We start from the raw sequence: 19,713 nt of genomic DNA on the forward strand, positions 1-19,713 counted from the left end.
GGGCAGCCCGCTATGATTTAAAGGGTTCCTGGGTCAATTTCTTGAGATAGAAAACGGCAGGCTTGGTGTTGAGATGCTCCAAGACCTGATAGGTTCGATGTTCTTTAATCAGGCGGGACACACGGCTGTCGGGGTCCATGAGGTTTCCGAAGACAATGGCTTCGGTAGGGCACGTTTGGGCACAGGCCGTGGTGAATTCGCCGTCCCGCACTTTGCGGCCTTCGTCCTTGGCCCGGAGCTTGGCTTCGATGATTCTTTGCACGCAGAAGGAGCACTTTTCCATGACCCCTTTCTGACGCACCGTCACGTCGGGATTGAGTTGCCAGTTCAATGGCTCGGGGCGCGTAAAGGTGAACCAGTTGAAACGGCGCACTTTATAGGGGCAGTTTTGTGCGCAGAACCGGGTACCGATGCACCGGTTGTACACCTGGTTGTTCAGACCTTCTTTTCCATGATGGGGGGCATAAACCGGACAGACCGATTCGCAGGGCGCGTTGTCGCAGTGCATGCACGGCATGGGGAGAAATCGAGCCGTGCCCCAGTCGGGATCAAAATAGCGTTGAATACGCAGCCATGACATCTCACGCCCTTTGAGAATCTGGTCTCTTCCCACAATGGCCACATTGTTTTCCGCATAACAGGCCACCACGCAGGCGCCGCACCCGATGCAACGGTCCAGATCGATGACCATGCTCCACCGATAGTCCACATGGTCGTGAGGCGGATAAAAGTCTTTCTTTGGATCATAGCCTTCGGGGAGGGGAAGATACAGATGAGGCTCGGCTTGATCTGCTACCCCCTGCCGGTACTCTTCGATGGAGATGGATCGTGCGATGTCACGGTCGTGCTGAAAAAGGCTTCCATCCGTATGAGCAACGGGAACATGACGCTCTTTTTTCTCGAGGGTCACTTTGAAAGCCGGGCGAAACATTCCCTTGCTGGTCTTGTCGATTCGATCCGGTAGAAGTTCCATGGGATTGCCGTATTCGGCCACTGCAAAACGCCCATAATGCGTATGCCCCTGTCCGATGGGCACGGCCAGGGTGTTCAGCGGAACCGTGGAGAGGGGGAACGCTGGGACTTCCATGCTGCCATGGGGGGAACGGATCACAACGATGTCCCCTTTCTGGATACCCAGTTCCCTGGCCTTTAGGGGATGGATCTCCACCCAGGATCCCCACGTGATTTGAGCGATCGGGTCGGGCATTTCCTGAAGCCAGGGCCGGTTGGCTCCCCGTCCGTCATAGTATTGAATGGTGGGAAATGCCGTGAAGTGAAAATCCTTGCTGCCGAGGTCCGGAACTTTCGATGGTTTCGGGGAAAATTTCGACGGGACGGGTAAAGATATCGCAGGCTCCCGGCTTTCGGGTTCCCATGTGCCGCCCTGCTGAAGGGTTTCCTGCCAGAATCCTTCAGGAGGCGTTCCGGGAGCCTTTTTTTCTCCCTGCACCTGCCAGGAATTTCGGAGGATCTGGTAGAAATTTTCTGTGGGGAACCGGTTCGGACCTTTTATCTTTTTGCCTGCGGCAAGAAGAATGTCGCCCACGTGGCGGGAATCAAAGACTGGCCCCATGACCGGCTGCAGAATGCCCGTGATTCCAGGCCGGGGTGAATAGTCCCCCCAAGATTCCAAAGGGGTGTGTGCCGGGAGGATGAGGTGCGCCGACTCTGTCGTTTCATCCATCGCGCTCGAAAAGCTGACAATGAAAGGAATTCTTTTCAGGCTCTTTTGAAAATCCCAGGAAGATGGAAGAGAAAAAACCGGGTTGGCATTATAGATCAGCAAAAGGTCTACTTCTCCGTGCTTCATTTTTTCCGAAATCTCTTTCATCCTGGCTGCCGAATCGACCGTGCCGTGAATGGAAGGATTCTGAAAATCGATGGCTTTCCGCGAACCGGGGTGCACGGAACAGAGAAGATTTGCCGCCACTGCCGTTTCCGTGGCGTTGGGAATCGAAAATGAAAGTCCTTCAGCCAGAGCAAGTGGCCTCTCGGCCCGTGAAAACTGAAGCGCCATCAGCCTCAACGTTTCTTCCGGGATTCCCGTTCTCCCTGTAATGGCTTCCATGGAAAGACCGCTCGTAAAAGCCTTCACGGCATCCCGCTGTTTGGATGGTATGTTCTGAATGAGGGGAGCGTCCACCAGAAATTTCAGCATGCCTGCTGCAACCAGGTATTCATCACCGGGGGCCGTCGCGATCCACTGGTCTGAATTGACGGCGGTGAGGGACATTCGCGGGCCGACAAAGAAAAAAGGGTTCTTCCCTTTTTCGTGTGGAGTCCTGAAAGCGGCAAACTGTCTTGCATATTCCACGTTGGAAAGCCACGTCTCCAGGAAACCTGCGCCGAAGGAAACGAGAAAGTCCGCCTGGTCCAACCGGTAAGAAGGGATTCCGTCCATTCCAAAGACAAGTTGATGGGCTTTGCGGAGCGGTTCGTACGAAAAGGGTTCGTAGATGATGTGTTCGCTGGAACCCATCTCAGATAGCCAGAACGTTATGAAATCCTTGAGGGTTCCGCTCACGATATCCGAAATGAAAACAATCCGGTCCGCTTTGCCTCTTGCGGCGATTTCACCGAGTTTCCCGGTCAGGAGATTCATCCCCTCATCCCATGAAAACGGCTCCATATCCCCTGCGGAGTTCCTTCTTTGAGGGCCGCGAAATCGATCTGGATTGTAGAGTCCGTGAAGGGAAGCCTGGCCCCTGGCGCAAAGCCGACCCGCATTGATGGGGTGGAGCGGGTTTCCTTCCACCTTGATCACATGACCATCGCGGTTCTTTGCCAGCAGACCGCAGCCTGCCGGACACTCCCGGCAGGTACTTGCGTACCAGGTGGCTTCACCGGGGAGAATGTCGTCCATAGGAACAATATAAGGAATCAACGTCCGGCCGGACTCTGAAGAACAACCCACCATGGCCGTTGTTCCCGCCAGGCCCATAATCCTCAAGAATTCCCGACGATTGAAACCTGCTGTCATCACAAACTTCCCGTGCCTGTTGGTAAAATGATCCACAACAAAAAGACCTGACATGCCGAAATGCTCCGACAACGTAACAGAGCATGTAGCATAGAGCCCTATGATCCCGATCAGTGATTGGATTGTTTGCAACTACTTGTAAAAACAAAAATGTATAACTTATCAAAAAAACGAAAGAGCCGAAGCTGATGAAAATCTCAATGAATTTTTTGCGCCGCGAGGACAAATAGTTGAACAGTAGCCTTGGAAATCAAGAATTCGATCGAATTGAATCGATAGGGTTCAGATCATAAAAGAAGTCAACCATAAATACAAACAGAAATTTGCGGGTTGGGTAACGCATTGAAATATTATTAAGAAAGTGGACAAAGTCTTTGAGGGAACCTATATTTTTTGCTGCATTCAAAAAAAGAAGAGGCTTTTGTCCAATAAGGAGAAGGAATTTGTTTGCGGGATTCAACTCAGCTCAATGAGGAAGGTGTTGATGAAGGAATTCGAATTGAAGGATTTATCGGAGTTTGATGGGAAGGACGGCAAACCTGTTTACATCGCTCACCAGGGCAGGGTCTATGATGTCACCCTCAGCAAACTGTGGAAGGGGGGGCTCCACATGAAGCGGCATCATGCCGGCAGGGATCTCTCCGTGGATATCGGGGCGGCCCCCCATGGGATCGATGTCCTGGAAAGGTACCCTCAGGTGGGGATACTCAAAGCCGAGAGGGAGGCCGAGGTGACCCTGCCCGAAGTCGTCTCCCGCCTCCTCCACCGGTTTCCCATACTGCGGCGACATCCACATCCCATGACGGTTCATTTTCCTATCGTTTTTATGCTGGCCACGACAGCATTTAATCTTCTCTATCTGATTTCGCATGTAAAATCTTTTGAGGTGACTGCACTGCACTGCCTGGGGGCCGGGATCTTGTTCATGCCCCTCGTGATGCTCACCGGCCTTTTCACATGGTGGCTGAATTACATGGCAAAACCGGTTCGATCTGTGATCATCAAAATCGTGGTCTCGCCGGTCTTGTTTGTTATTGCCCTCATCGCTTTCACCTGGCGGATGGCAAATCCTGAACTTTTGAGCTCTTTCGGAATGGGAAGCGTGATCTATTTTCTGCTCATTCTTTCCCTTACCCCTCTTGTGGGCATTATCGGCTGGTACGGCGCACAGCTGACATTTCCGGTCGAGAAGGAATGATTGGATGCGTTTCTAAAAGTGAAAAACGACTTTGCTTCCAGCGTCGATATCCTTGATGTTCATTGAGCTTATAGATGCTCAGTAAAGGGAGATCAACCAGGACATGAAAAAATTTGAGTATGAAATTACCAGGCATCCTGCGGAGTATTTTAGAGAATTCGTTTACTTTTGCTCGCAGGACGGAGCTTGCGGTCTTGAAGAAGTTCCCTCTGCCCAGACGGAAAAGATGCAGACTATTTTGAACGAACAGGGGAGAAAGGGATGGGAACTGGTTCAGGTGGCTTTTGGAAAAGAAGGGATTATGGCCTTCTGGAAAAGAATGCTTATTGATAATGAGTAGAAATACAGCGTGTGGATTGGAAATACTGAGTGGATACTCACGAATGGATGAGGAGTTCCCATGATGAGAAGCATAAAAGTAAAGGGCATGAGTTGCCAACACTGCGTGAACGCAGTGGTCAAAGCGTTGAGCGGCATCGATGGAATAAAAGATGTAAAAGTGGACCTCTCCAGCGGGGAAGCGACTTTTGAAGAGACCAAGCCCGTGCCTGCGGAGTTGATTCGGGAGCGGGTTGAAAAGGCGGGATACGAACTTGGTTAAAACCGATTTGCATATTCAGGGTATGACCTGTGCGGCGTGTGTGCGCCGGGTGGAAAAGGGAATCATGGAGCTGGAGGGGGTTCAGGATGCCAAGGTGAATTTGGCCACCTCCAGGGCGACGGTGGAGTATGACCCTGACATTGTGACCAGGGAAGTCATCGAGCAAAAAATCAAGGCCATTGGCTACGATATTATGGATACCGGCCGTGAGTCTGCAGGCAGGACTTTCAAGAAAACGACCCTTCTCGTTGGAGGCATGACCTGTGCGGCTTGTGTGCGCCGGGTGGAAATGGCTCTGAAGGCCCTGGAGGGTGTGAAGGATGCGTCCGTGAATCTTGCCTCTTCAAGGGCGACGGTGACTTATGATCCTCAGGGAGTCGGCGTCAAAGATCTTGCTAAAACGGTTGAAGAGGCCGGCTACGAATACCTGGGGCTTCTCGAGGAAGCTCACGAAGATCCCGTTGAAGCGGCTCACAAAAGGGAAATCAGGGAGCTCAAGATAAAAGTCGGTGTGGGGGCCGTCTTGAGCATAGTGATCATGATGGGGAGCATGCCGCACTGGTTTCCGTTTCTGCACGGCATTCCCAGGGAAACGATGCTTCCGGTTCTTTTCGTTCTTACCACTCCCGTCGTTTTTTGGGTGGGGAAAAGATTTTTCACTGGTGCCCTGAAGGCCGCACTTCAGAAGACAACGGATATGAATACGCTCGTGGCCATGGGGAGCCTTTCCGCTTACGTCTATTCGACGCTGGCAACCTTTTGGCCGCAACATTTTTCCACAGTGGGTCTGGGGCTTCACGTTTATTTCGATGGGGCGGCCATGATCGTCACTCTGGTGTTGCTGGGCCGCTTGCTGGAAATGAAGGCCCGCGGTCGGACATCCGAAGCCATCAAAAAACTCATGAAACTGACTCCGAAGACCGCCCTCGTATTGCGCAACGGTGAGGAATTGGAAGTCCCGGTGGAAGAGGTCGTGCGGGGAGATGTGATTGTGGTTCGGCCCGGGGGAAGGATCCCAACCGATGGAGTGGTGGAGTCGGGGAATTCGTCGGTGGATGAATCCATGCTCACGGGTGAAAGTCTTCCCGTTGCCAAGGAATTGGGAAGCGAGGTTTTGGCCGGAACCGTCAACCAGAGCGGAAGCTTTACCTTCAAAGCCACCAAGGTGGGAGCGGAAACGGCTCTGGCTCAAATCATTCGACTGGTGGAAGAGGCTCAGGGGTCCAAGGCGCCCATCCAGCGTTTTGCCGACAAGGTGGCTTCCATCTTTGTTCCCGTGGTGATCTGTATCGCTTTCATTACTTTTTGTATATGGTATTTTCTGGTGCCCGACGCGGATTTCACTCGGGCTCTTTTGAATTTCGTTTCGGTGCTGATCATTTCCTGTCCGTGCGCCATGGGATTGGCAACACCGACGGCCGTCATGGTGGGAACCGGACTGGGAGCGGAAAGCGGCATTCTGATCAAAGGCGGGGAGAGTCTTGAAAAGGCATACCGGCTGACGACGGTCGTTTTCGATAAAACGGGGACTCTCACCAAAGGAACTCCGCAGGTAACGGATGTATTCGTGCTGCCGGAGATTCCACGGGATCAGTTTATGAAATATGCGATTTCACTTGAAGCCGTTTCCGAACACCCTCTGGCCAGGGCGATTGTCGATGCAGGACGGGATACAGATATGGTTCGCCCCGGGGAAGTCGACGGCTTTGAGGCCGTTTCGGGTCTGGGAGCGCGCGCAACGGTGGGAGGCAAAAGCGTCGTTGCCGGAAGCCGGAGGTTTCTTGAAGAGGAAGGGATGGATGTCGGGCAATTGGGCAAAAAAGCGGATGAATTCCTTGCTTCAGGAAAGACCTGTGTTTATTTTGCCGTGGAAGGCAAACCGGTGGGGATCATCGCTCTTGCGGACGCTGCCAGGGAAACGGCTAGGGAATCCGTTGCCCGTTTGAAAGAGATGCATCTCGAAGTGGCCATGATCACGGGAGACCGGGAGGAGACGGCTCAGGCCATCGCTCATGAAGTGGGGATCAATGCCATCATGGCGGAAGTGCTTCCCGGGGACAAGGCGGGGGAAATCCGCCGGCTGCAAAAAGAGGGCAAAATCGTTGCCATGGTGGGGGATGGTATCAACGATGCGCCGGCTCTGGCGGCTGCCGATGTGGGGGTGGCCATCGGCGCGGGAACGGATGTGGCAATGGAAGCGAGCGACATCACGCTGATCAAGGACGATCTGAGGCTGGTGGCATCCTCGATCCGGCTTTCGAGCCTTACCATGAGGATCATCAAGCAAAATCTCTTCTGGGCCTTTTTTTATAACTCCTTGGGAATTCCCGTCGCGGCTGGAATATTGTATCCTGTTTGGGGTATCTTGTTGAATCCCATGTTTGCGGCTGCAGCCATGGCCATGAGTTCCGTGTCCGTGGTGAGCAATGCCCTGCGGTTGAGAAGAGTCTGGGCCAGGCAAAAGAATCTTTGAATCTTCTCGATCTATTGAATTCAAAAGTCTTATACTTTTTCATGCTTGAAGTGGTATATGGTATAAAGCTTCACATGTGGTGACGTTTAGTCTGTTGGTATGTTTGAACTGACAATAATGTAGGAGGTGATGAGATGGACCGTTACGTATGTCAAATCTGTGGTTATGTTTATGACCCTGAAAAGGGTGACCCTGACAATGGTGTTGCTCCCGGGACCAAGTTTCAGGATTTGCCCGAAGACTGGGTCTGTCCCATATGTGGAGCGGGCAAGAGCGATTTTGAGAAAGAATAGTCTTGCCGCTGATCCATCGCGAATCGGGATTTGACGTCATTATGCCTTGCGCATGACACCGAGCGATGAATATCTCTCAAGCTTTGCAACCTGTACCTTTGCAAAAACTACTGATCCCTGTGGACGAGACAGCTGATGATGTGGCTCACAGAATCTGAAGAGGAGATGACGGAATGATTTTTAATTTTAACGCTGCTGAAATTTTTGATGTTGCCATAAAGATCGAAGAAAACGGTAAAAAGTTTTACGACACCGCCAAGGGGATGGTAGACGATCCCGAAGTAAAAGCACTTTTTGCAGATTTGGGTGAGCAGGAAATCGGGCACAAGGAAAGATTCCAGTCTTTGAAAAAACAGCTTCCCCCTGAAGCTTCCAGTCCCACTGTTTTCGATGCCGAGAATGAACTCAATGCCTATCTCAAAATGATGGCGGACCAACATGTATTCGTCTCGAGTGAGAGTGTGGACAAGCAGTTGGCCGGAGTCAAGGATGTGAAGTCCGCATTGAAACTGGCCATTGAATTCGAAAAAGACTCAGTGATTTTCTTCCTCACGGTGCAAGACGCTACCGAAGGTTCAAAGGGCAAAGCTTTTATCGGAGAGTTGGTGAAAGAGGAGCAGGAGCATTTGCGACGTCTAACTATGCAGTTGAGAAAACTCGGCTAGCGGGTAAAGAATTCTTTTGCTTTTCCGGCGGTAAAGGGGCGGGTTTCATCCCGCCCCATTTTTTGATCACCCTCTCCAGCCATCCAACGACAAGTTTTCGGAAAAAGCGATCGTTTTGAGGGAGCGAAGCTCCAAAGCCTGTTGAGTTCCTCCCTGGCCGGCCCGCCATACAGAACACCATTCAAAAAGAGGATAGAATCCATGGAGAAAAAAGTAAGGATCTACACAACTCCCACCTGTCACTATTGCCAGCAGGCTAAAGAATTCCTGAAGGAAAAAGGCGTTGAATTCGAATCCTTTGATGTGGCAGCAGACAAGGAAGCGTTCCAAGAGATGAAGAGGATTTCCGGCGGCGCACGCAGCGTTCCGGTAATCGCCATTGCTGACAAGGTGATTGTCGGGTTTGAGCGGGAAGACATAGAAAAGGCCTTGAAAAGCCTGGAATAGGCATCGATACTTTTGGGCAGAAGAGGGTATCATCTGTGAAACTTGTCATTTATACCATGGACGGTTGTCCTTTTTGTGAGCATACCAAGAGCTTCCTGCACGAGAAGGAGATTGAATTTCAGGAAACTGTCGTATCGCCGGGTTCGGATGAGTGGCGCCAGATGCGGGAGAAGACCGGAAGCGGTTCCCTGCCTCAAATTCTGATTGGGAGTGAACCCATTGGAGGATATTCCGAGCTGGTGGATCTGGAGTCGACCGGGGAGCTCTATGAAAGATTGGGGCAGACGTGGAAAAAATCCGATACACCCCTCTACGATGTGATCATTCTCGGCGCCGGCCCTGCCGGACTCAGCGCTGCCATTTACACGATTCGAAAGCTCATGAAGACCCTCATCATCAGCAAGGATGTGGGAGGGCAGGTTACCTGGACCAACGATGTGGACAACTACCTCGGGTTCAGCCAGGTCAACGCTGCCGAGCTCGTTGCCAAATTTGAAAGTCATGTAAAGACCTTCGGAGTGGAAAGCCTTATTGGAAAGAATGTGGGAAGCGTCGATCTCGCCGGTCGTATCAAGCGTGTCACCACCGAAGATGGTAAGATCTATTTCGGCAAGACGATTATCATCGCTACGGGAGGAAGTCATCGCCCTCTGAATATTCCGGGAGAGAGGGAACTCCTTGCAAAAGGGGTGTCGTATTGTTCCACCTGTGACGCTCCCCTCTATGACGGCGCCGATGTTGCGGTAGTGGGGGGTGGGAACTCCGCTTTGGAAGCGGTTCTCGATCTTCTCAATATTGCGAACAAAATTTACCTCATTTCCCTGACTCCCCTGACCGGAGACAGTTTCTATCAGGAAAAGATAGGGCGATCTTCCAAGGTGGAGGTTTTTACGGAGTGTCAGCCCACAAGGATTCTGGGTGAAACCGTGGTGCGGGGAATCGAGTACAAATCTCTGCAGACGGGTGAAATCAGGCAGATCGATGTGGAAGGCGTTTTCGTGGAGATCGGTCTGTTGCCCAATTCCGGTATTTTTATCGATACGTTGGCAACGAACAAGAAGGGCGAAATTCTTGTGGACAAGGTTTGCAGGACGGGCGTGGCCGGGGTCTTCGCCTGCGGGGACGTGACGGATGTTCCCTATAAGCAGGTAGTGGTCGCTGTGGGAGAAGGGGCCAAGGCGGCTCTTTCCGCTTATGATTATCTTTTGAATCAGAAATAGTGTGTTGATTCGCTCTCAAAACCAGGAAGGTGTTTAATATATGGCTCATAGAGTACCCATTTTGGATTTGGGCCGTTGTGTGGGGTGTGAAGCCTGTTTGGAATTGTGCCCTGAAGTTTTCAAGATTTCGGAATCGGGGTACATCGAGGTGGAGGATCTCGACTCCTATCCGGAGGATTGTATACAGGAAGCGATCAACTGCTGCCCGACAGATTGTATCTCTTGGCAAGAGTCCCAATGATACAAGAGGGCCCCGATCTGAAGGATGACCCTGCGATTTGGAAAGAATCGCTGAATATTCAGGTTCAGGCTTGAATGTCTCCGTGGCAACACCCTGTGAAGGCAATTTTTCGTATTCAATCTTTGGGAGAAAACCTTTGAGCGAAGAGAAAGTGAAAGGTGCAGGTCTCAGGCGTCGAGTCGGTTCATTGCTTCAATCGGATGATTTTGACGACCGATTGTCGGAGTTGTCGCAATTCCCCGAGCGCCAGGTGATCAATCCCTTATTTTCTTTTATCTACAGCCCCGACGAACTGATCAAGGGAAGAGCCGTGACCGCCATGGGAAGGGTCATGGCCCGCATGGCGGATCAGGATATGGAATCCGCCCGCAATATCATGCGGCGCTTCATCTGGAATCTCAACGACGAGAGCGGTTGTTCCGGTTGGGGTTCCGCCGAGGCCATGGGAGAAATCATGGCGGCCCATGAAAGGCTGGCAGAGGAATACTACCGCATTCTGATATCCTATATTGCCGAAGACGGCAATCCCTTGGAAAACGATATGCTGGAGCGCGGGGTGCTCTGGGGGATCGGGCGTTTGGCTCAGGTGAGACCCCATTTGCTGAGGAATGCCGTCCCTCATCTTCTCCCATATCTCAAATCACTGGATCCGGTTCAACGGGGTTTTGCCGTATGGGCTCTTGGATTTCTGAAAAACCCCGAAACCCGGGATCATATCGAACCCCTGTTGAACGATCTGACCGAAATCACTATTTTTGTTGATGGAAAGGTCGAACGGTGCCGCTTATGCGACCTGGCTGCGCAGGCCCTCGATAGAATAGGCTGATGCGTTCCATGTATTGAACTCTGAATGTGCCGTTTTTGATTCCGGAAAAGGAGTTTACAATGAAAATCTTCATGACCGGCGGAACAGGGTTTGTCGGCGGTTACCTTACGAGAAAGCTCGCTCAAGAGGGACACGAAATTACAGTGCTTTCGCGCTCTCGCCGAAAGGCTCATGAAGGTGTCTCGCATATTTCGTTCACCAGAGGCGATCCCAAGGTGCCGGGTCCCTGGCAAGAAATTCTTGCAGCGCATGACGTGGTCATCAATCTTGCGGGAACATCGATCTTCAGCCCCTGGACGAAAAAAACACGCCAGTCCATTTTGGAGAGCCGCGTTTTGAGCACACGAAACGTGGTGGATGCACTTTCCGGAAACGGGAAGGATAAGGTGCTCCTGAGCGGATCGGCCGTGGGGTATTACGGGGGGAGACTCGACGACGAGGTGCTGATTGAGAGCAGCCCTCCCGGCAGGGACTTTCTCTCCGAGGTGGCGATCCAGTGGGAAAGGGAAGCGCAGCGAGCCGAAAGCTTCGGGGTTCGAGTGGTGATATGCAGGTTCGGAATCGTCCTGGGCAAGAAGGGAGGAGCACTCAGTAAAATGATCCCCCCTTTCAACCTTTACTTTGGCAGTCCTCTTGGAAGCGGAAAACAGTGGTTTCCCTGGATTCACGAGGAAGATCTCAGCCGTATCATGGAATTTCTAATTGAAAACAAAAACATATACGGCGTAGTGAATTGCATGTCCCCCCATCCCGTCAGGAACAGGGAACTGGTCAAAGCTCTTGCTGACGCTCTCGGTAAACCGGCATTTTTGCCATCTATTCCGGGCTTTATGCTGAAAATGATAATGGGGGATTTCGCTAATGTTATTTTGAAAGGCCAGAGAGCGATTCCTCAAAAGCTGATGGATGCAGGATTCGAGTTCAAGTATCCGCTGCTGAAGGATACGTTGAAGGATCTTTTGGGCCGGTAGCCTGTCGGTTTCTCCGACAGGCTGCCGGCACGGCCGAACCAAAGTTCGCCTGCAAGTCAAGGGTTAAAATATTTCATGCCGGTGAGACATTGTTTCTTTGATGTTTCATGATTTCCTCTATTTTATCCTGGATCAATTTACCAAATTCTTTAGATATTTTCTCATCATCCAGATCGAAGTCCCGGCTGGTGGGGCTGTGGATGGAGAGGAGACTGAGGCCGGTGGCAACCGCATCCCGGGCCCAGTTTGTCCAACATTGCAGAGATTGCGGGCTTCCAGAAAGAAGGGTTTCTTTGGTGACTCGGACGGAGGACCCAAAAAGTTCGAGGTCCTGATTGATGACTTCCACCAATTCCTGGTCCAGGCGAGGACGCCTCGCTTTTATGGATTGAGTGATGACCTCGAGATAAACCGCGAAGGGATGCTCCGGGACCAATTCGGGGTGGCAAATCAGGCAATGGGAAGAGTCGTGATCAATGGCACCGTTATCCGGAAAACGATTCTTCCGGGCGATTTCGCTAAAATGGGAGAGCGTGTACTGGTAGAGCGATTCTTGTTCTGGAGTCATCATTTTCACCTCATATGAAGCATTTCCGTATGGGATTCTGATACTGCCGAGGGAGTCGGTGGTTGCCGACCTTCCACGTAAGGACCGACCGGGTCAGAAAGTTTGGCCCGCCATAAGAACAGCCGAATCCTTTATCACTCTTTATCTCTTTCATCGTCCAGGGCGGTCCAGGGCGTAACTCATCGATCAGGGCATCTCCTGTCGGGCGTCGGCCCTGTTCCCGGCTCTACGGGTGGAAAATCTTCCATCCGCGCCAGACCACGAGTGTAGTCTTCATGCCAGCCTGTCCGCACCGGCATGGTCGCGTAGAGTTCTTGCCTTTCAGCCTCCAGGAGCCGCCTGGGACGACCCATGAAGTCGGCGGCGCAGTAGATCCTCTTTCCCGCTGCCTGGGAAAGGGTCTGCAGCCAGTGCATACCCTGCACTGAGCGCAGGAGGTGATGGTCCAGGATGAGGGTCCCCACCTTTTTTGCCAGGCGTAGGGCGTTACTCCAGGCATAGGCGCGTTGAATTGCATTGAGCCGGCGCTGATAGAGTGGAGGGCCTGCGGCCAGAACGATGTCCGGTGTCCATCCGAGGATGACGTCTACTGTGGCCTTGTCCAGGAATTGAATATCGGAGCCGTGCACGAAGACGCACCCACCCAGTTCAACCCGCGTCATCATTACTTCCCCCAAGGCCGGACCACCGACTCCATGCGGCACAGCCCGAGAGAAGATTAAGGGACCCTCCTCCAGGCCCTCCGCGATCCGCCATTGGCCCCCCAGGAGGTTCATCAGGTCGCAGGCGCGGGTTTGGCTCTTTTGGGTCTGGCCCTCAGGGGATTTGCTCCAGGCGCGCAACGCCGTAAAGCGGGGCGGCAGTTGCAAAAAGGAGAGTTGATACGGGTTGGCCTCGGTCAGGGGCACATGGTCTCCGTGGTAGTGGCTGAACACCACGTCGGTAGCCCTCTCCAGAGCTTCAACGATGCGTTTGCGGGCAGCTCTGCCCACTGCAATCTGCACCGGGTGGGGGGGCAGGCGATAGCGCCAGGCCCCCAAAGCTACCCCAGGATCGATCACGATCACCCGTCCGTATGTTTCAACCCGGCAGCAAAGCCCCCTTGTTCCCAGGGATTCGGCGGTGAGGATTTCAAGCCTCATTGAAGCGGTGCCTCCAATGCCGTTCCCAACCCGGCTTCCATGAAATCCTTGCCCAACCCCAAGTGAACCCCTGCAGGTGGGAAGCATTGTTGAAAGGTAAAGTGACGCAAAGGGAAAGGCTCTGCACGGCAGCATGCGCCCCGGCTCGCATAAACAGTGCGAGGTCCGGGGCGATTGCTTTGGCCTCGGAGAAAGCAAATCATTTTTCTTTCCCGGTCTATGGCGATTCTCTCAGTGCAATCATTTTCCCTGTACGGGAGAATCGACATGGTCCTTTGATGGTCTTTCTCCGTGTCCTCTGTCTCCGCAGTTCAGATGAAATCTGGCAATGTCAAGACAGCCGTACCGATTTCTTTATATTTCAGTGATTGTGATGGCTCCCTGTTCGCACACCTCGACGCAGCTTTCACAGCCGAGACATTCTTCCGCATTGACCGGTACTGATTTCCCGTCTTGGAGTTCGTAGACGTCCACGGGACAAACATCTACACATTCACCGCAACCCACGCATTTCTCAGCATCTACTTCCGGTTGGTATGCCATGTCATAACCTCCTCAAAGTTTTCTAAAAATGTTTGATCCACCTTCTACAACCTCCCTTGCAAAAACGGCCGCCTCTGCATCCCTCCAAAGTTCCTCATCGGGAGGACGCCGCCAGAAAACTCTCTTCAAAAATACCATCTTTGGTCTATGTCTTTGAAAGAATAATGATGAACGCAACCAAAACCCCGGCGCCCAGGGCGAGCAGGCTGTATTTCTTATGCTCCCTTTCAGCTTGCGGTAGAAGGTGTGTAGCACCCACATAGACCAGTGCACCGGCGGAAAAGGCCAGAAGCGCACCGAGGAACGGCTTACTGATTTGACTGATATATGGGTACGAAACCAGCATGCCCAGGGGTGTGGTCAGGGCGGCGGCCAGAAACGCAAGGAGCAGCGACACCCTCTCTTTGAAACCGGCTCGAACGAGCAGCAGGTAGGTGATAATCCCCTCTGGAAATTCATGAAGAACCATCCCCGTAGCCGCCAGGAACCCGGTAAATATGCTGACTGTGAAGGTGATGGAATAGATGAATCCGTCTATAAATGAATGAAGGCCGATACCGACCATGGGGACGAGTCCTATCGCGTACTGCTCATCGGAACTCTTTTCACACACAAAGGCATTGATAAAGCGATTGAACAGATGGAGGCTGATATAGCCGGCGAACAGGTAAACCGGAGCATTGGCATTCATGGAAAAGGCTTTTGGGATAATATGCAGGAACGAGACTGAAATCAAAACACCGGCGGCGAAACAGACAAAATAGATGCTGTTTTCGCGTCCCCATCGCTCAAAATGGCGGATAACATAGATTCCTGCGGAGGTGACCAACGCAGCAAGAGAGCTGGCTGCAAATGCCGTCAAAAACGTGTTTTCCATGTCGTCCTCAAATGACTGTTGGGCCCTCTGAGTTTCGCGAAAGGCTTCTATCCGATCCTATTCCTTGTCAGCTCTTCTTTCCCTGCGCCTTCTTAAGAATTCATCGATCTCGATGACTTTTGCGGAAGGCTGGACAGGAGGCTGAAAGAACCCAGGTTCCTTCTGCGTCTCCATGGCCTGACGCAATTCCAGTTCGTTTTCAATGAGTTCTTCGATTTCCTTCTGTCGTCTTTCCCAAATCTGAGACAAGTGGTCCGTTTTGAATTCTACGTCCAGGATGGTTCCAATGGCGTGCAGAAGGCGGGCGATGAGGAGTTCGTGAGGAGCATTCAAATACGAGGGAAAATGAGACCAGATGCTGAGAGCCCGCATTTGTGATTTTGATGCGTATTCCATGAGAACCGCATGGATGGCTCCAGGTCCCGTATATTCGATCTGCCTGCATCCCAGGGCCTGTACCTGATTGTAGCCTTGTGAATCGTTGACGATGCCGGTCAGAAGGATCTCATCGTGAAAAACTTCGTCATAGACACTGCCGAGAAGAATGATCTCCTCACACCCCCATCCCTTGAGCGTTCGTATGAATTTTCGTGCGAAAGGCCGCCAATGGATGGTCGGTTCAGGTCCCATTCCCACGAGTATGGGTTCGGCGTCCGGTGAGTTGCAGAGGGAAAAACGGTAGGTCGGCCAGTCCATGCTTTTGATCTGCCCATGGCGAACTGAAATGAGAGGGCGTGAAGATTCCGTGTGCCAGAAGCCGTCCAGATCCCATTCCGCAGCGGCCCTGCAGGGTAGAACCTTGTTTAGCTCGGAAAAAGTCTGCTGAATCGTCTTTCCTGCGTCAGGCCACCCTGAAAAGCCCAGGACAGCGCGCCGGATGCGGATTGGGTCGACAATGGTATGAATTTCCATAAAATTCCACAGACCTTTCTATTCTGATTTGTTTTTTTGCCATGAAACACGACTGAGGGCGCCCGGTCGATCCGACCTGCTGTCCGAAATATGCCGACGATAACCTGAAAAGGGCTTGAGGAAGGCGCTGCAAGAGTTTGTCGGAAGCATGCCCGAGGAGCTTGATTTTGACGACAAGTGGGACGACGCGTGGAAGGAGTAGAATCCAACTCGAATTAGAGCAGTCTCTCACATTCCAGGGCCAGAATCAATTCCCGGCAGTTTTGTGCGGTCCAGTGAGCTCCGCTTTGTATGAGGTCCTGCTGAGACGCCCTGCCGCTCCATACACCGGCGGTGAGGATTCCTGCACGCTTTCCCGTCTCAATATCCAGAGGATGATCACCCACCATGAGAGCCGTTTGAGGAGGAGCCGCCACATGCTGCAGCGCGCGAAAGAGGTGATCGGGATCGGGCTTGACTCGTGGAACATGTTCCCGGGCCAGAAGACCCATGCAGTAGCTGCCTAAATCAGGAAAAACCAGGCGTACAGCTTTTTCACAGTTTCTGGTAATGATCGCGACTTTAATTTTTTTCTCTTTGAGCCCCTCGAGGAGATTCCGTGTGAAAGGAAACAATGCCCCGTTGCGGGCAGCTTCCATTTCCATGTCCACGATGAGTCTCTGAGCCCTGTCTTGAAATTCGAGTGCTGCTGCGGCATCGACCTTTTGCACACGAGCGACGAGTATTTCCAGCCATTCCAGAGCGGGGACGGCGGGAACGGCCGGTTCGAGATCCAGGTAAGCCCGCCCGAGGCGCCCCAGCCGGCTCTTCATTTCTCCGAAGTCCAGGCGAAGTTCTGCAAGGGTTCCATCAAAATCGAATACAATGCATCCTAATTTGTTTGGTTGTTTTTTGTCCATAGTTTTTGTCTTGAAAGTCAGTCCTTTTCCCTTGCAGAAGGGGAGCCGGTTGATTATGTTTGAGTGCGCTTTGCTTCGCAGAAATAAACAAAGAATAATATTATGTAAAAGCAAAAGGGACAAGGCATTCATTGCTTTTGCCGAAAAAAATAGCATTGGAGTCAAGATGTCGGATTCAATTTGCAGTTTGAGCTTTGACGAAGTGGTAGACCGGCTTCTCAAATTGAAAGAACCTTATCAGGCGAATTACCTGGCCATGTATTCCAGCTGGTACGGGGGCATCGTCACAGACCCTGCCCTCATGATGGTACCCATTGACGACCATCTGGTGCATCGGGGGGATGGCATTTTCGAGGCCTTCAAGTGTGTGAACCGGAAGGTGTATGCTCTGGCAAGACACCTCGACAGGATGGAACGCTCTCTTCAGGGTCCCCAACTCTCTCTGCCTGTAAGCCGTGAGACCCTTGAGAAAACGATTCTTGCGGCCATTCGCGCAGCCAATGTTTCCGATTGCCTCGTGAGGCTTTTCGTTTCCCGTGGTCCCGGAGGATTTTCCACGAGTCCCTATGAATGTCCGGCAAGCCAGCTCTATGTAGTGGTCACTACCCTGCAAATGCCCAGGCCGGAAAAATACGAAAACGGTGTCACGCTCATGACGAGCCGCATTCCAACCAAGTCGGGTTATTTTGCCAACATAAAAAGTTGCAACTACCTCCCCAATGTCCTCATGAAAAAAGAAGCCGAAGATGCGGGTGTAGACTTTACGGTTTCCGTGGATGCCCATGGAGCACTGGGGGAGGGTTCCACGGAAAATGTCGGAATCGTGACGAAAAACCGGGAATTCCTCGTGCCCAGATTCGACCGTATACTGAGGGGCACCACTGTTTCCCGTCTCCTCGAATTGGCAAACCCTCTGGTGGCTTCCGGTGATTTGACCCGCATTGCGGAAACGGATATAACCCCTCAGCAGGCCTACGATGCTGCGGAAATTATGATGTTCGGGACAACATTCGATGTCCTCCCCGTGGTCCGATATGACGGGCATGTGATCGGCGATGGCCGGCCCGGTCCCGTTTTCCGCAGGCTCCTGGCGCTCATTCAAGAGGATATGCTGCATTGTGATGAAATGTTGACTCCGGTGGAAGAATAGAAAGATGGAACTCATACTGCGTGAACGCTACCGCATGATGGCCGAACAGGGTTTTCGCGAGAGCATCGAAGTGAAGGAGGCTCTCCGTCGTGAAGAGACCGGCACCATTCTGGATATGGCCGAGATGATCGTCCAGGCCTTTCGGGGAAATCACCGGTTGTTTCTTTTCGGGAATGGAGGGAGTGCGGCGGATGCTCAGCATCTGGCGGCCGAGTTTGTGAATCGCTTTCAAATGGATCGTCCCCCTTTGCCGGCCATCGCTTTAACGGTGGACTCGTCCGTGCTCACCAGCATCGGCAACGACTTCCATTTCGAGGATATTTTCATCAAGCAATTGAGGGCACTGGCTCAAGCGGGCGACGTGGCCCTCGGAATCAGCACCAGCGGAAAATCTCCCAATGTCGTCAAGGCGCTGCGATGGTCTTGTGAACACGGTCTTCGCACCGTGGGCTGGGTGGGAGCGGCAGGCGGGGAAATGGATGCGTATTGCGATATTCTCCTGCGCGCCCCTTCACGGGTGACGGCGCGTGTTCAGGAGTGCCACATCACGGTGGGGCATATTTTATGTGCCCTTGTGGATGAAATGCTTTTCGGAAACCTGGAGCAGAACGAATGAGCAAGACGGAATGCAACTGGGAACCGCTCAGTTTTGAAGGGTTGCAGACAACGAGCCTGAAGGACCGCCCCAGCAAGGTGCGCATCGAGGACTTTGCCAAACCCTGGGCCGTTGGAGAGACCCTGGGGTGTTTCATTGAAAAGCTGCCTGCCATCCTTGCGGCCGATCAATTCCGGGATGCCGCCCAAGCCGTAGCGGAAGCGGTCCGCAATGATAAAACCGTCATTTTGGGAATGGGAGCTCACCCCATCAAGGTGGGATTGAACCCTGTCCTGGTGGATGCTATGGAGGAGGGAATCATCAGGGGTCTGGCTCTGAATGGAGCGGGCATCATTCATGATGTGGAAGTGGCCCTGGCGGGAAAGACCTCGGAAGATGTGGCGGCGCATCTGGGCTGCGGGCAGTTCGGTACTGCAAGGGAAACGGCTGAATTCATTCACGGGGCCGTTGCTGCCGCTTTCAAGGATGGCAATATGGGGCTGGGGAGAGCCGTCGGCAGGCGGCTCGTCGCGGAGAACGTTCCCTTTGCTCATCTGAGCCTTCTTGCCACGGCGTTTCGACTCAACATCCCCGTGACCGTTCATGTGGCGGTGGGAACCGATATCATACACATGCATCCCGCTATGGACGGTGCGGCCATGGGATGGCTCAGCCACTACGATTTCAAGCTCTTCTGCCGCCTCGTGACCACACTGCATCAGGGGGTCTTCATCAATCTGGGATCTGCCGTCATATTGCCCGAAGTCTTTTTGAAGGCGGTGAGTGTGGCGCACAATCTGGGTTTTGGTCTTGATGGAATCACCACCATCAATATGGATTTTCAGCGTCAGTACAGACCTCAGGTCAACGTGATTCAACGGCCCACGGCCGGAACGGGAAAGGGGATCAGCCTCATAGGACATCATGAAATCATGTTCCCGCTTTTCATGGCCACGGTCAAGGAATGTCTCTCCCGGGAGAAATGAGATGACAAAACGCACAAAAATTCATGCAGGATCTGTCACCATGGATGCGGAACTGAATGATAGTTCTGGCGTTGGAGTCTGAATTGCGAAGGGTTATCATAAAAAGCGGTTCCGAATCTGAAACGT

The 19,713-nt window shown here is 52.5% G+C and carries 21 protein-coding genes; 14 read left to right on the plus strand and 7 right to left on the minus strand.

Annotated features, from left to right (window positions below):
* Window positions 1-10 precede the first annotated feature (10 nt).
* Window positions 11-2,980: a 4Fe-4S dicluster domain-containing protein gene (locus tag QMG16_RS18215; protein ID WP_281796516.1), complete on the minus strand. Its 2,970-nt coding sequence runs from the start codon at window positions 2,978-2,980 to the stop codon at window positions 11-13.
* 484 nt (window positions 2,981-3,464) lie between these two features.
* Between QMG16_RS18215 and QMG16_RS18220 the strand changes: the two genes are divergently transcribed.
* The 11 genes from QMG16_RS18220 to QMG16_RS18270 all read left to right on the plus strand — a co-directional run bounded on the left by QMG16_RS18220 (window position 3,465) and on the right by QMG16_RS18270 (window position 11,915).
* Window positions 3,465-4,178 (plus strand): DUF2231 domain-containing protein, encoded by a 714-nt coding sequence (locus tag QMG16_RS18220; RefSeq protein WP_281796518.1) that lies wholly within the window; start codon window positions 3,465-3,467, stop codon window positions 4,176-4,178.
* A 103-nt stretch (window positions 4,179-4,281) separates the two neighbouring features.
* Window positions 4,282-4,518 carry a DUF4177 domain-containing protein gene (locus QMG16_RS18225; RefSeq protein WP_281796520.1) on the plus strand — a complete coding sequence of 79 codons (237 nt, stop codon included), beginning with the start codon at window positions 4,282-4,284 and terminating at the stop codon, window positions 4,516-4,518.
* A gap of 60 nt (window positions 4,519-4,578) precedes the next feature.
* Window positions 4,579-4,779 carry a heavy-metal-associated domain-containing protein gene (locus QMG16_RS18230; protein ID WP_281796523.1) on the plus strand — a complete coding sequence of 67 codons (201 nt, stop codon included), beginning with the start codon at window positions 4,579-4,581 and terminating at the stop codon, window positions 4,777-4,779.
* Window positions 4,772-7,252, plus strand: a complete 2,481-nt coding sequence (locus QMG16_RS18235) for a heavy metal translocating P-type ATPase (protein WP_281796525.1) — start codon at window positions 4,772-4,774, stop codon at window positions 7,250-7,252. The genes QMG16_RS18230 and QMG16_RS18235 overlap by 8 nt, the downstream gene beginning before the upstream one ends.
* A gap of 134 nt (window positions 7,253-7,386) precedes the next feature.
* Window positions 7,387-7,545 (plus strand): rubredoxin, encoded by a 159-nt coding sequence (rd, locus tag QMG16_RS18240; protein WP_281796527.1) that lies wholly within the window; start codon window positions 7,387-7,389, stop codon window positions 7,543-7,545.
* Between the two features lie 173 nt (window positions 7,546-7,718).
* Complete coding sequence (locus QMG16_RS18245) at window positions 7,719-8,210, plus strand: ferritin-like domain-containing protein (RefSeq protein ID WP_281796529.1); 492 nt, start codon at window positions 7,719-7,721, stop codon at window positions 8,208-8,210.
* 201 nt (window positions 8,211-8,411) lie between these two features.
* Window positions 8,412-8,657: a glutaredoxin family protein gene (locus QMG16_RS18250; protein WP_281796531.1), complete on the plus strand. Its 246-nt coding sequence runs from the start codon at window positions 8,412-8,414 to the stop codon at window positions 8,655-8,657.
* A 35-nt stretch (window positions 8,658-8,692) separates the two neighbouring features.
* Window positions 8,693-9,877 carry an FAD-dependent oxidoreductase gene (locus tag QMG16_RS18255; protein WP_281796534.1) on the plus strand — a complete coding sequence of 395 codons (1,185 nt, stop codon included), beginning with the start codon at window positions 8,693-8,695 and terminating at the stop codon, window positions 9,875-9,877.
* Between the two features lie 40 nt (window positions 9,878-9,917).
* Window positions 9,918-10,118, plus strand: a complete 201-nt coding sequence (locus QMG16_RS18260; RefSeq protein ID WP_281796537.1) for a ferredoxin — start codon at window positions 9,918-9,920, stop codon at window positions 10,116-10,118.
* 136 nt (window positions 10,119-10,254) lie between these two features.
* Window positions 10,255-10,944 carry a DVU0298 family protein gene (locus QMG16_RS18265; RefSeq protein WP_281796539.1) on the plus strand — a complete coding sequence of 230 codons (690 nt, stop codon included), beginning with the start codon at window positions 10,255-10,257 and terminating at the stop codon, window positions 10,942-10,944.
* 59 nt (window positions 10,945-11,003) lie between these two features.
* A complete protein-coding gene (locus QMG16_RS18270) occupies window positions 11,004-11,915 on the plus strand; it encodes a TIGR01777 family oxidoreductase (protein WP_281796541.1) in 912 nt (303 codons plus the stop codon).
* Window positions 11,916-11,988: 73 nt separating this feature from the next.
* Here QMG16_RS18270 and QMG16_RS18275 read toward each other — a convergent pair whose 3' ends face one another.
* The 6 genes from QMG16_RS18275 to QMG16_RS18300 all read right to left on the minus strand — a co-directional run bounded on the left by QMG16_RS18275 (window position 11,989) and on the right by QMG16_RS18300 (window position 16,856).
* Window positions 11,989-12,486 carry a hypothetical protein gene (locus QMG16_RS18275; RefSeq protein ID WP_281796543.1) on the minus strand — a complete coding sequence of 166 codons (498 nt, stop codon included), beginning with the start codon at window positions 12,484-12,486 and terminating at the stop codon, window positions 11,989-11,991.
* A 176-nt stretch (window positions 12,487-12,662) separates the two neighbouring features.
* Window positions 12,663-13,625: an MBL fold metallo-hydrolase gene (locus QMG16_RS18280; RefSeq protein ID WP_281796545.1), complete on the minus strand. Its 963-nt coding sequence runs from the start codon at window positions 13,623-13,625 to the stop codon at window positions 12,663-12,665.
* Window positions 13,626-13,979: 354 nt separating this feature from the next.
* The gene (locus tag QMG16_RS18285; RefSeq protein WP_281796546.1) at window positions 13,980-14,168 is read right to left on the minus strand and encodes a ferredoxin; all 189 of its coding nucleotides are present in this window, start codon (window positions 14,166-14,168) and stop codon (window positions 13,980-13,982) included.
* A gap of 145 nt (window positions 14,169-14,313) precedes the next feature.
* Window positions 14,314-15,045, minus strand: a complete 732-nt coding sequence (locus QMG16_RS18290) for a ZIP family metal transporter (protein WP_281796549.1) — start codon at window positions 15,043-15,045, stop codon at window positions 14,314-14,316.
* A 57-nt stretch (window positions 15,046-15,102) separates the two neighbouring features.
* Complete coding sequence (locus QMG16_RS18295; RefSeq protein ID WP_281796550.1) at window positions 15,103-15,957, minus strand: PAC2 family protein; 855 nt, start codon at window positions 15,955-15,957, stop codon at window positions 15,103-15,105.
* Between the two features lie 215 nt (window positions 15,958-16,172).
* Complete coding sequence (locus QMG16_RS18300; protein WP_281796552.1) at window positions 16,173-16,856, minus strand: HAD family hydrolase; 684 nt, start codon at window positions 16,854-16,856, stop codon at window positions 16,173-16,175.
* A gap of 166 nt (window positions 16,857-17,022) precedes the next feature.
* On the opposite strand from QMG16_RS18300, the gene QMG16_RS18305 reads away from it, so the two are divergent.
* The 3 genes from QMG16_RS18305 to QMG16_RS18315 are packed head-to-tail and all read left to right on the plus strand — an operon-like array spanning window position 17,023 to window position 19,587.
* Window positions 17,023-18,006 carry an aminotransferase class IV gene (locus tag QMG16_RS18305; RefSeq protein ID WP_281796554.1) on the plus strand — a complete coding sequence of 328 codons (984 nt, stop codon included), beginning with the start codon at window positions 17,023-17,025 and terminating at the stop codon, window positions 18,004-18,006.
* 16 nt (window positions 18,007-18,022) lie between these two features.
* The gene (locus QMG16_RS18310) at window positions 18,023-18,622 is read left to right on the plus strand and encodes a D-sedoheptulose-7-phosphate isomerase (RefSeq protein ID WP_373878755.1); all 600 of its coding nucleotides are present in this window, start codon (window positions 18,023-18,025) and stop codon (window positions 18,620-18,622) included.
* Window positions 18,619-19,587 carry a GSU2086 family protein gene (locus QMG16_RS18315; protein WP_281796556.1) on the plus strand — a complete coding sequence of 323 codons (969 nt, stop codon included), beginning with the start codon at window positions 18,619-18,621 and terminating at the stop codon, window positions 19,585-19,587. Before QMG16_RS18310 ends, QMG16_RS18315 begins: the two co-directional genes overlap by 4 nt.
* The last annotated feature ends 126 nt before the right edge of the window (window positions 19,588-19,713 follow it).

Source organism: Desulforhabdus amnigena (assembly GCF_027925305.1).
In the GTDB taxonomy this organism is placed as follows: Bacteria; Desulfobacterota; Syntrophobacteria; order Syntrophobacterales; family Syntrophobacteraceae; genus Desulforhabdus; species Desulforhabdus amnigena.

What these genes read in the sequence shown, in the direction of transcription:
- QMG16_RS18215 (WP_281796516.1), bottom strand. Translation starts at nt 2,980, where the DNA reads ATGACAGCAGGTTTCAATCGTCGGGAATTCTTGAGGATTATGGGCCTG.
- QMG16_RS18220 (WP_281796518.1), top strand. Translation starts at nt 3,465, where the DNA reads ATGAAGGAATTCGAATTGAAGGATTTATCGGAGTTTGATGGGAAGGAC.
- QMG16_RS18225 (WP_281796520.1), top strand. Translation starts at nt 4,282, where the DNA reads ATGAAAAAATTTGAGTATGAAATTACCAGGCATCCTGCGGAGTATTTT.
- QMG16_RS18230 (WP_281796523.1), top strand. Translation starts at nt 4,579, where the DNA reads ATGATGAGAAGCATAAAAGTAAAGGGCATGAGTTGCCAACACTGCGTG.
- rd (WP_281796527.1), top strand. Translation starts at nt 7,387, where the DNA reads ATGGACCGTTACGTATGTCAAATCTGTGGTTATGTTTATGACCCTGAA.
- QMG16_RS18245 (WP_281796529.1), top strand. Translation starts at nt 7,719, where the DNA reads ATGATTTTTAATTTTAACGCTGCTGAAATTTTTGATGTTGCCATAAAG.
- QMG16_RS18250 (WP_281796531.1), top strand. Translation starts at nt 8,412, where the DNA reads ATGGAGAAAAAAGTAAGGATCTACACAACTCCCACCTGTCACTATTGC.
- QMG16_RS18260 (WP_281796537.1), top strand. Translation starts at nt 9,918, where the DNA reads ATGGCTCATAGAGTACCCATTTTGGATTTGGGCCGTTGTGTGGGGTGT.
- QMG16_RS18270 (WP_281796541.1), top strand. Translation starts at nt 11,004, where the DNA reads ATGAAAATCTTCATGACCGGCGGAACAGGGTTTGTCGGCGGTTACCTT.
- QMG16_RS18275 (WP_281796543.1), bottom strand. Translation starts at nt 12,486, where the DNA reads ATGATGACTCCAGAACAAGAATCGCTCTACCAGTACACGCTCTCCCAT.
- QMG16_RS18280 (WP_281796545.1), bottom strand. Translation starts at nt 13,625, where the DNA reads ATGAGGCTTGAAATCCTCACCGCCGAATCCCTGGGAACAAGGGGGCTT.
- QMG16_RS18285 (WP_281796546.1), bottom strand. Translation starts at nt 14,168, where the DNA reads ATGGCATACCAACCGGAAGTAGATGCTGAGAAATGCGTGGGTTGCGGT.
- QMG16_RS18290 (WP_281796549.1), bottom strand. Translation starts at nt 15,045, where the DNA reads ATGGAAAACACGTTTTTGACGGCATTTGCAGCCAGCTCTCTTGCTGCG.
- QMG16_RS18295 (WP_281796550.1), bottom strand. Translation starts at nt 15,957, where the DNA reads ATGGAAATTCATACCATTGTCGACCCAATCCGCATCCGGCGCGCTGTC.
- QMG16_RS18300 (WP_281796552.1), bottom strand. Translation starts at nt 16,856, where the DNA reads ATGGACAAAAAACAACCAAACAAATTAGGATGCATTGTATTCGATTTT.
- QMG16_RS18305 (WP_281796554.1), top strand. Translation starts at nt 17,023, where the DNA reads ATGTCGGATTCAATTTGCAGTTTGAGCTTTGACGAAGTGGTAGACCGG.
- QMG16_RS18315 (WP_281796556.1), top strand. Translation starts at nt 18,619, where the DNA reads ATGAGCAAGACGGAATGCAACTGGGAACCGCTCAGTTTTGAAGGGTTG.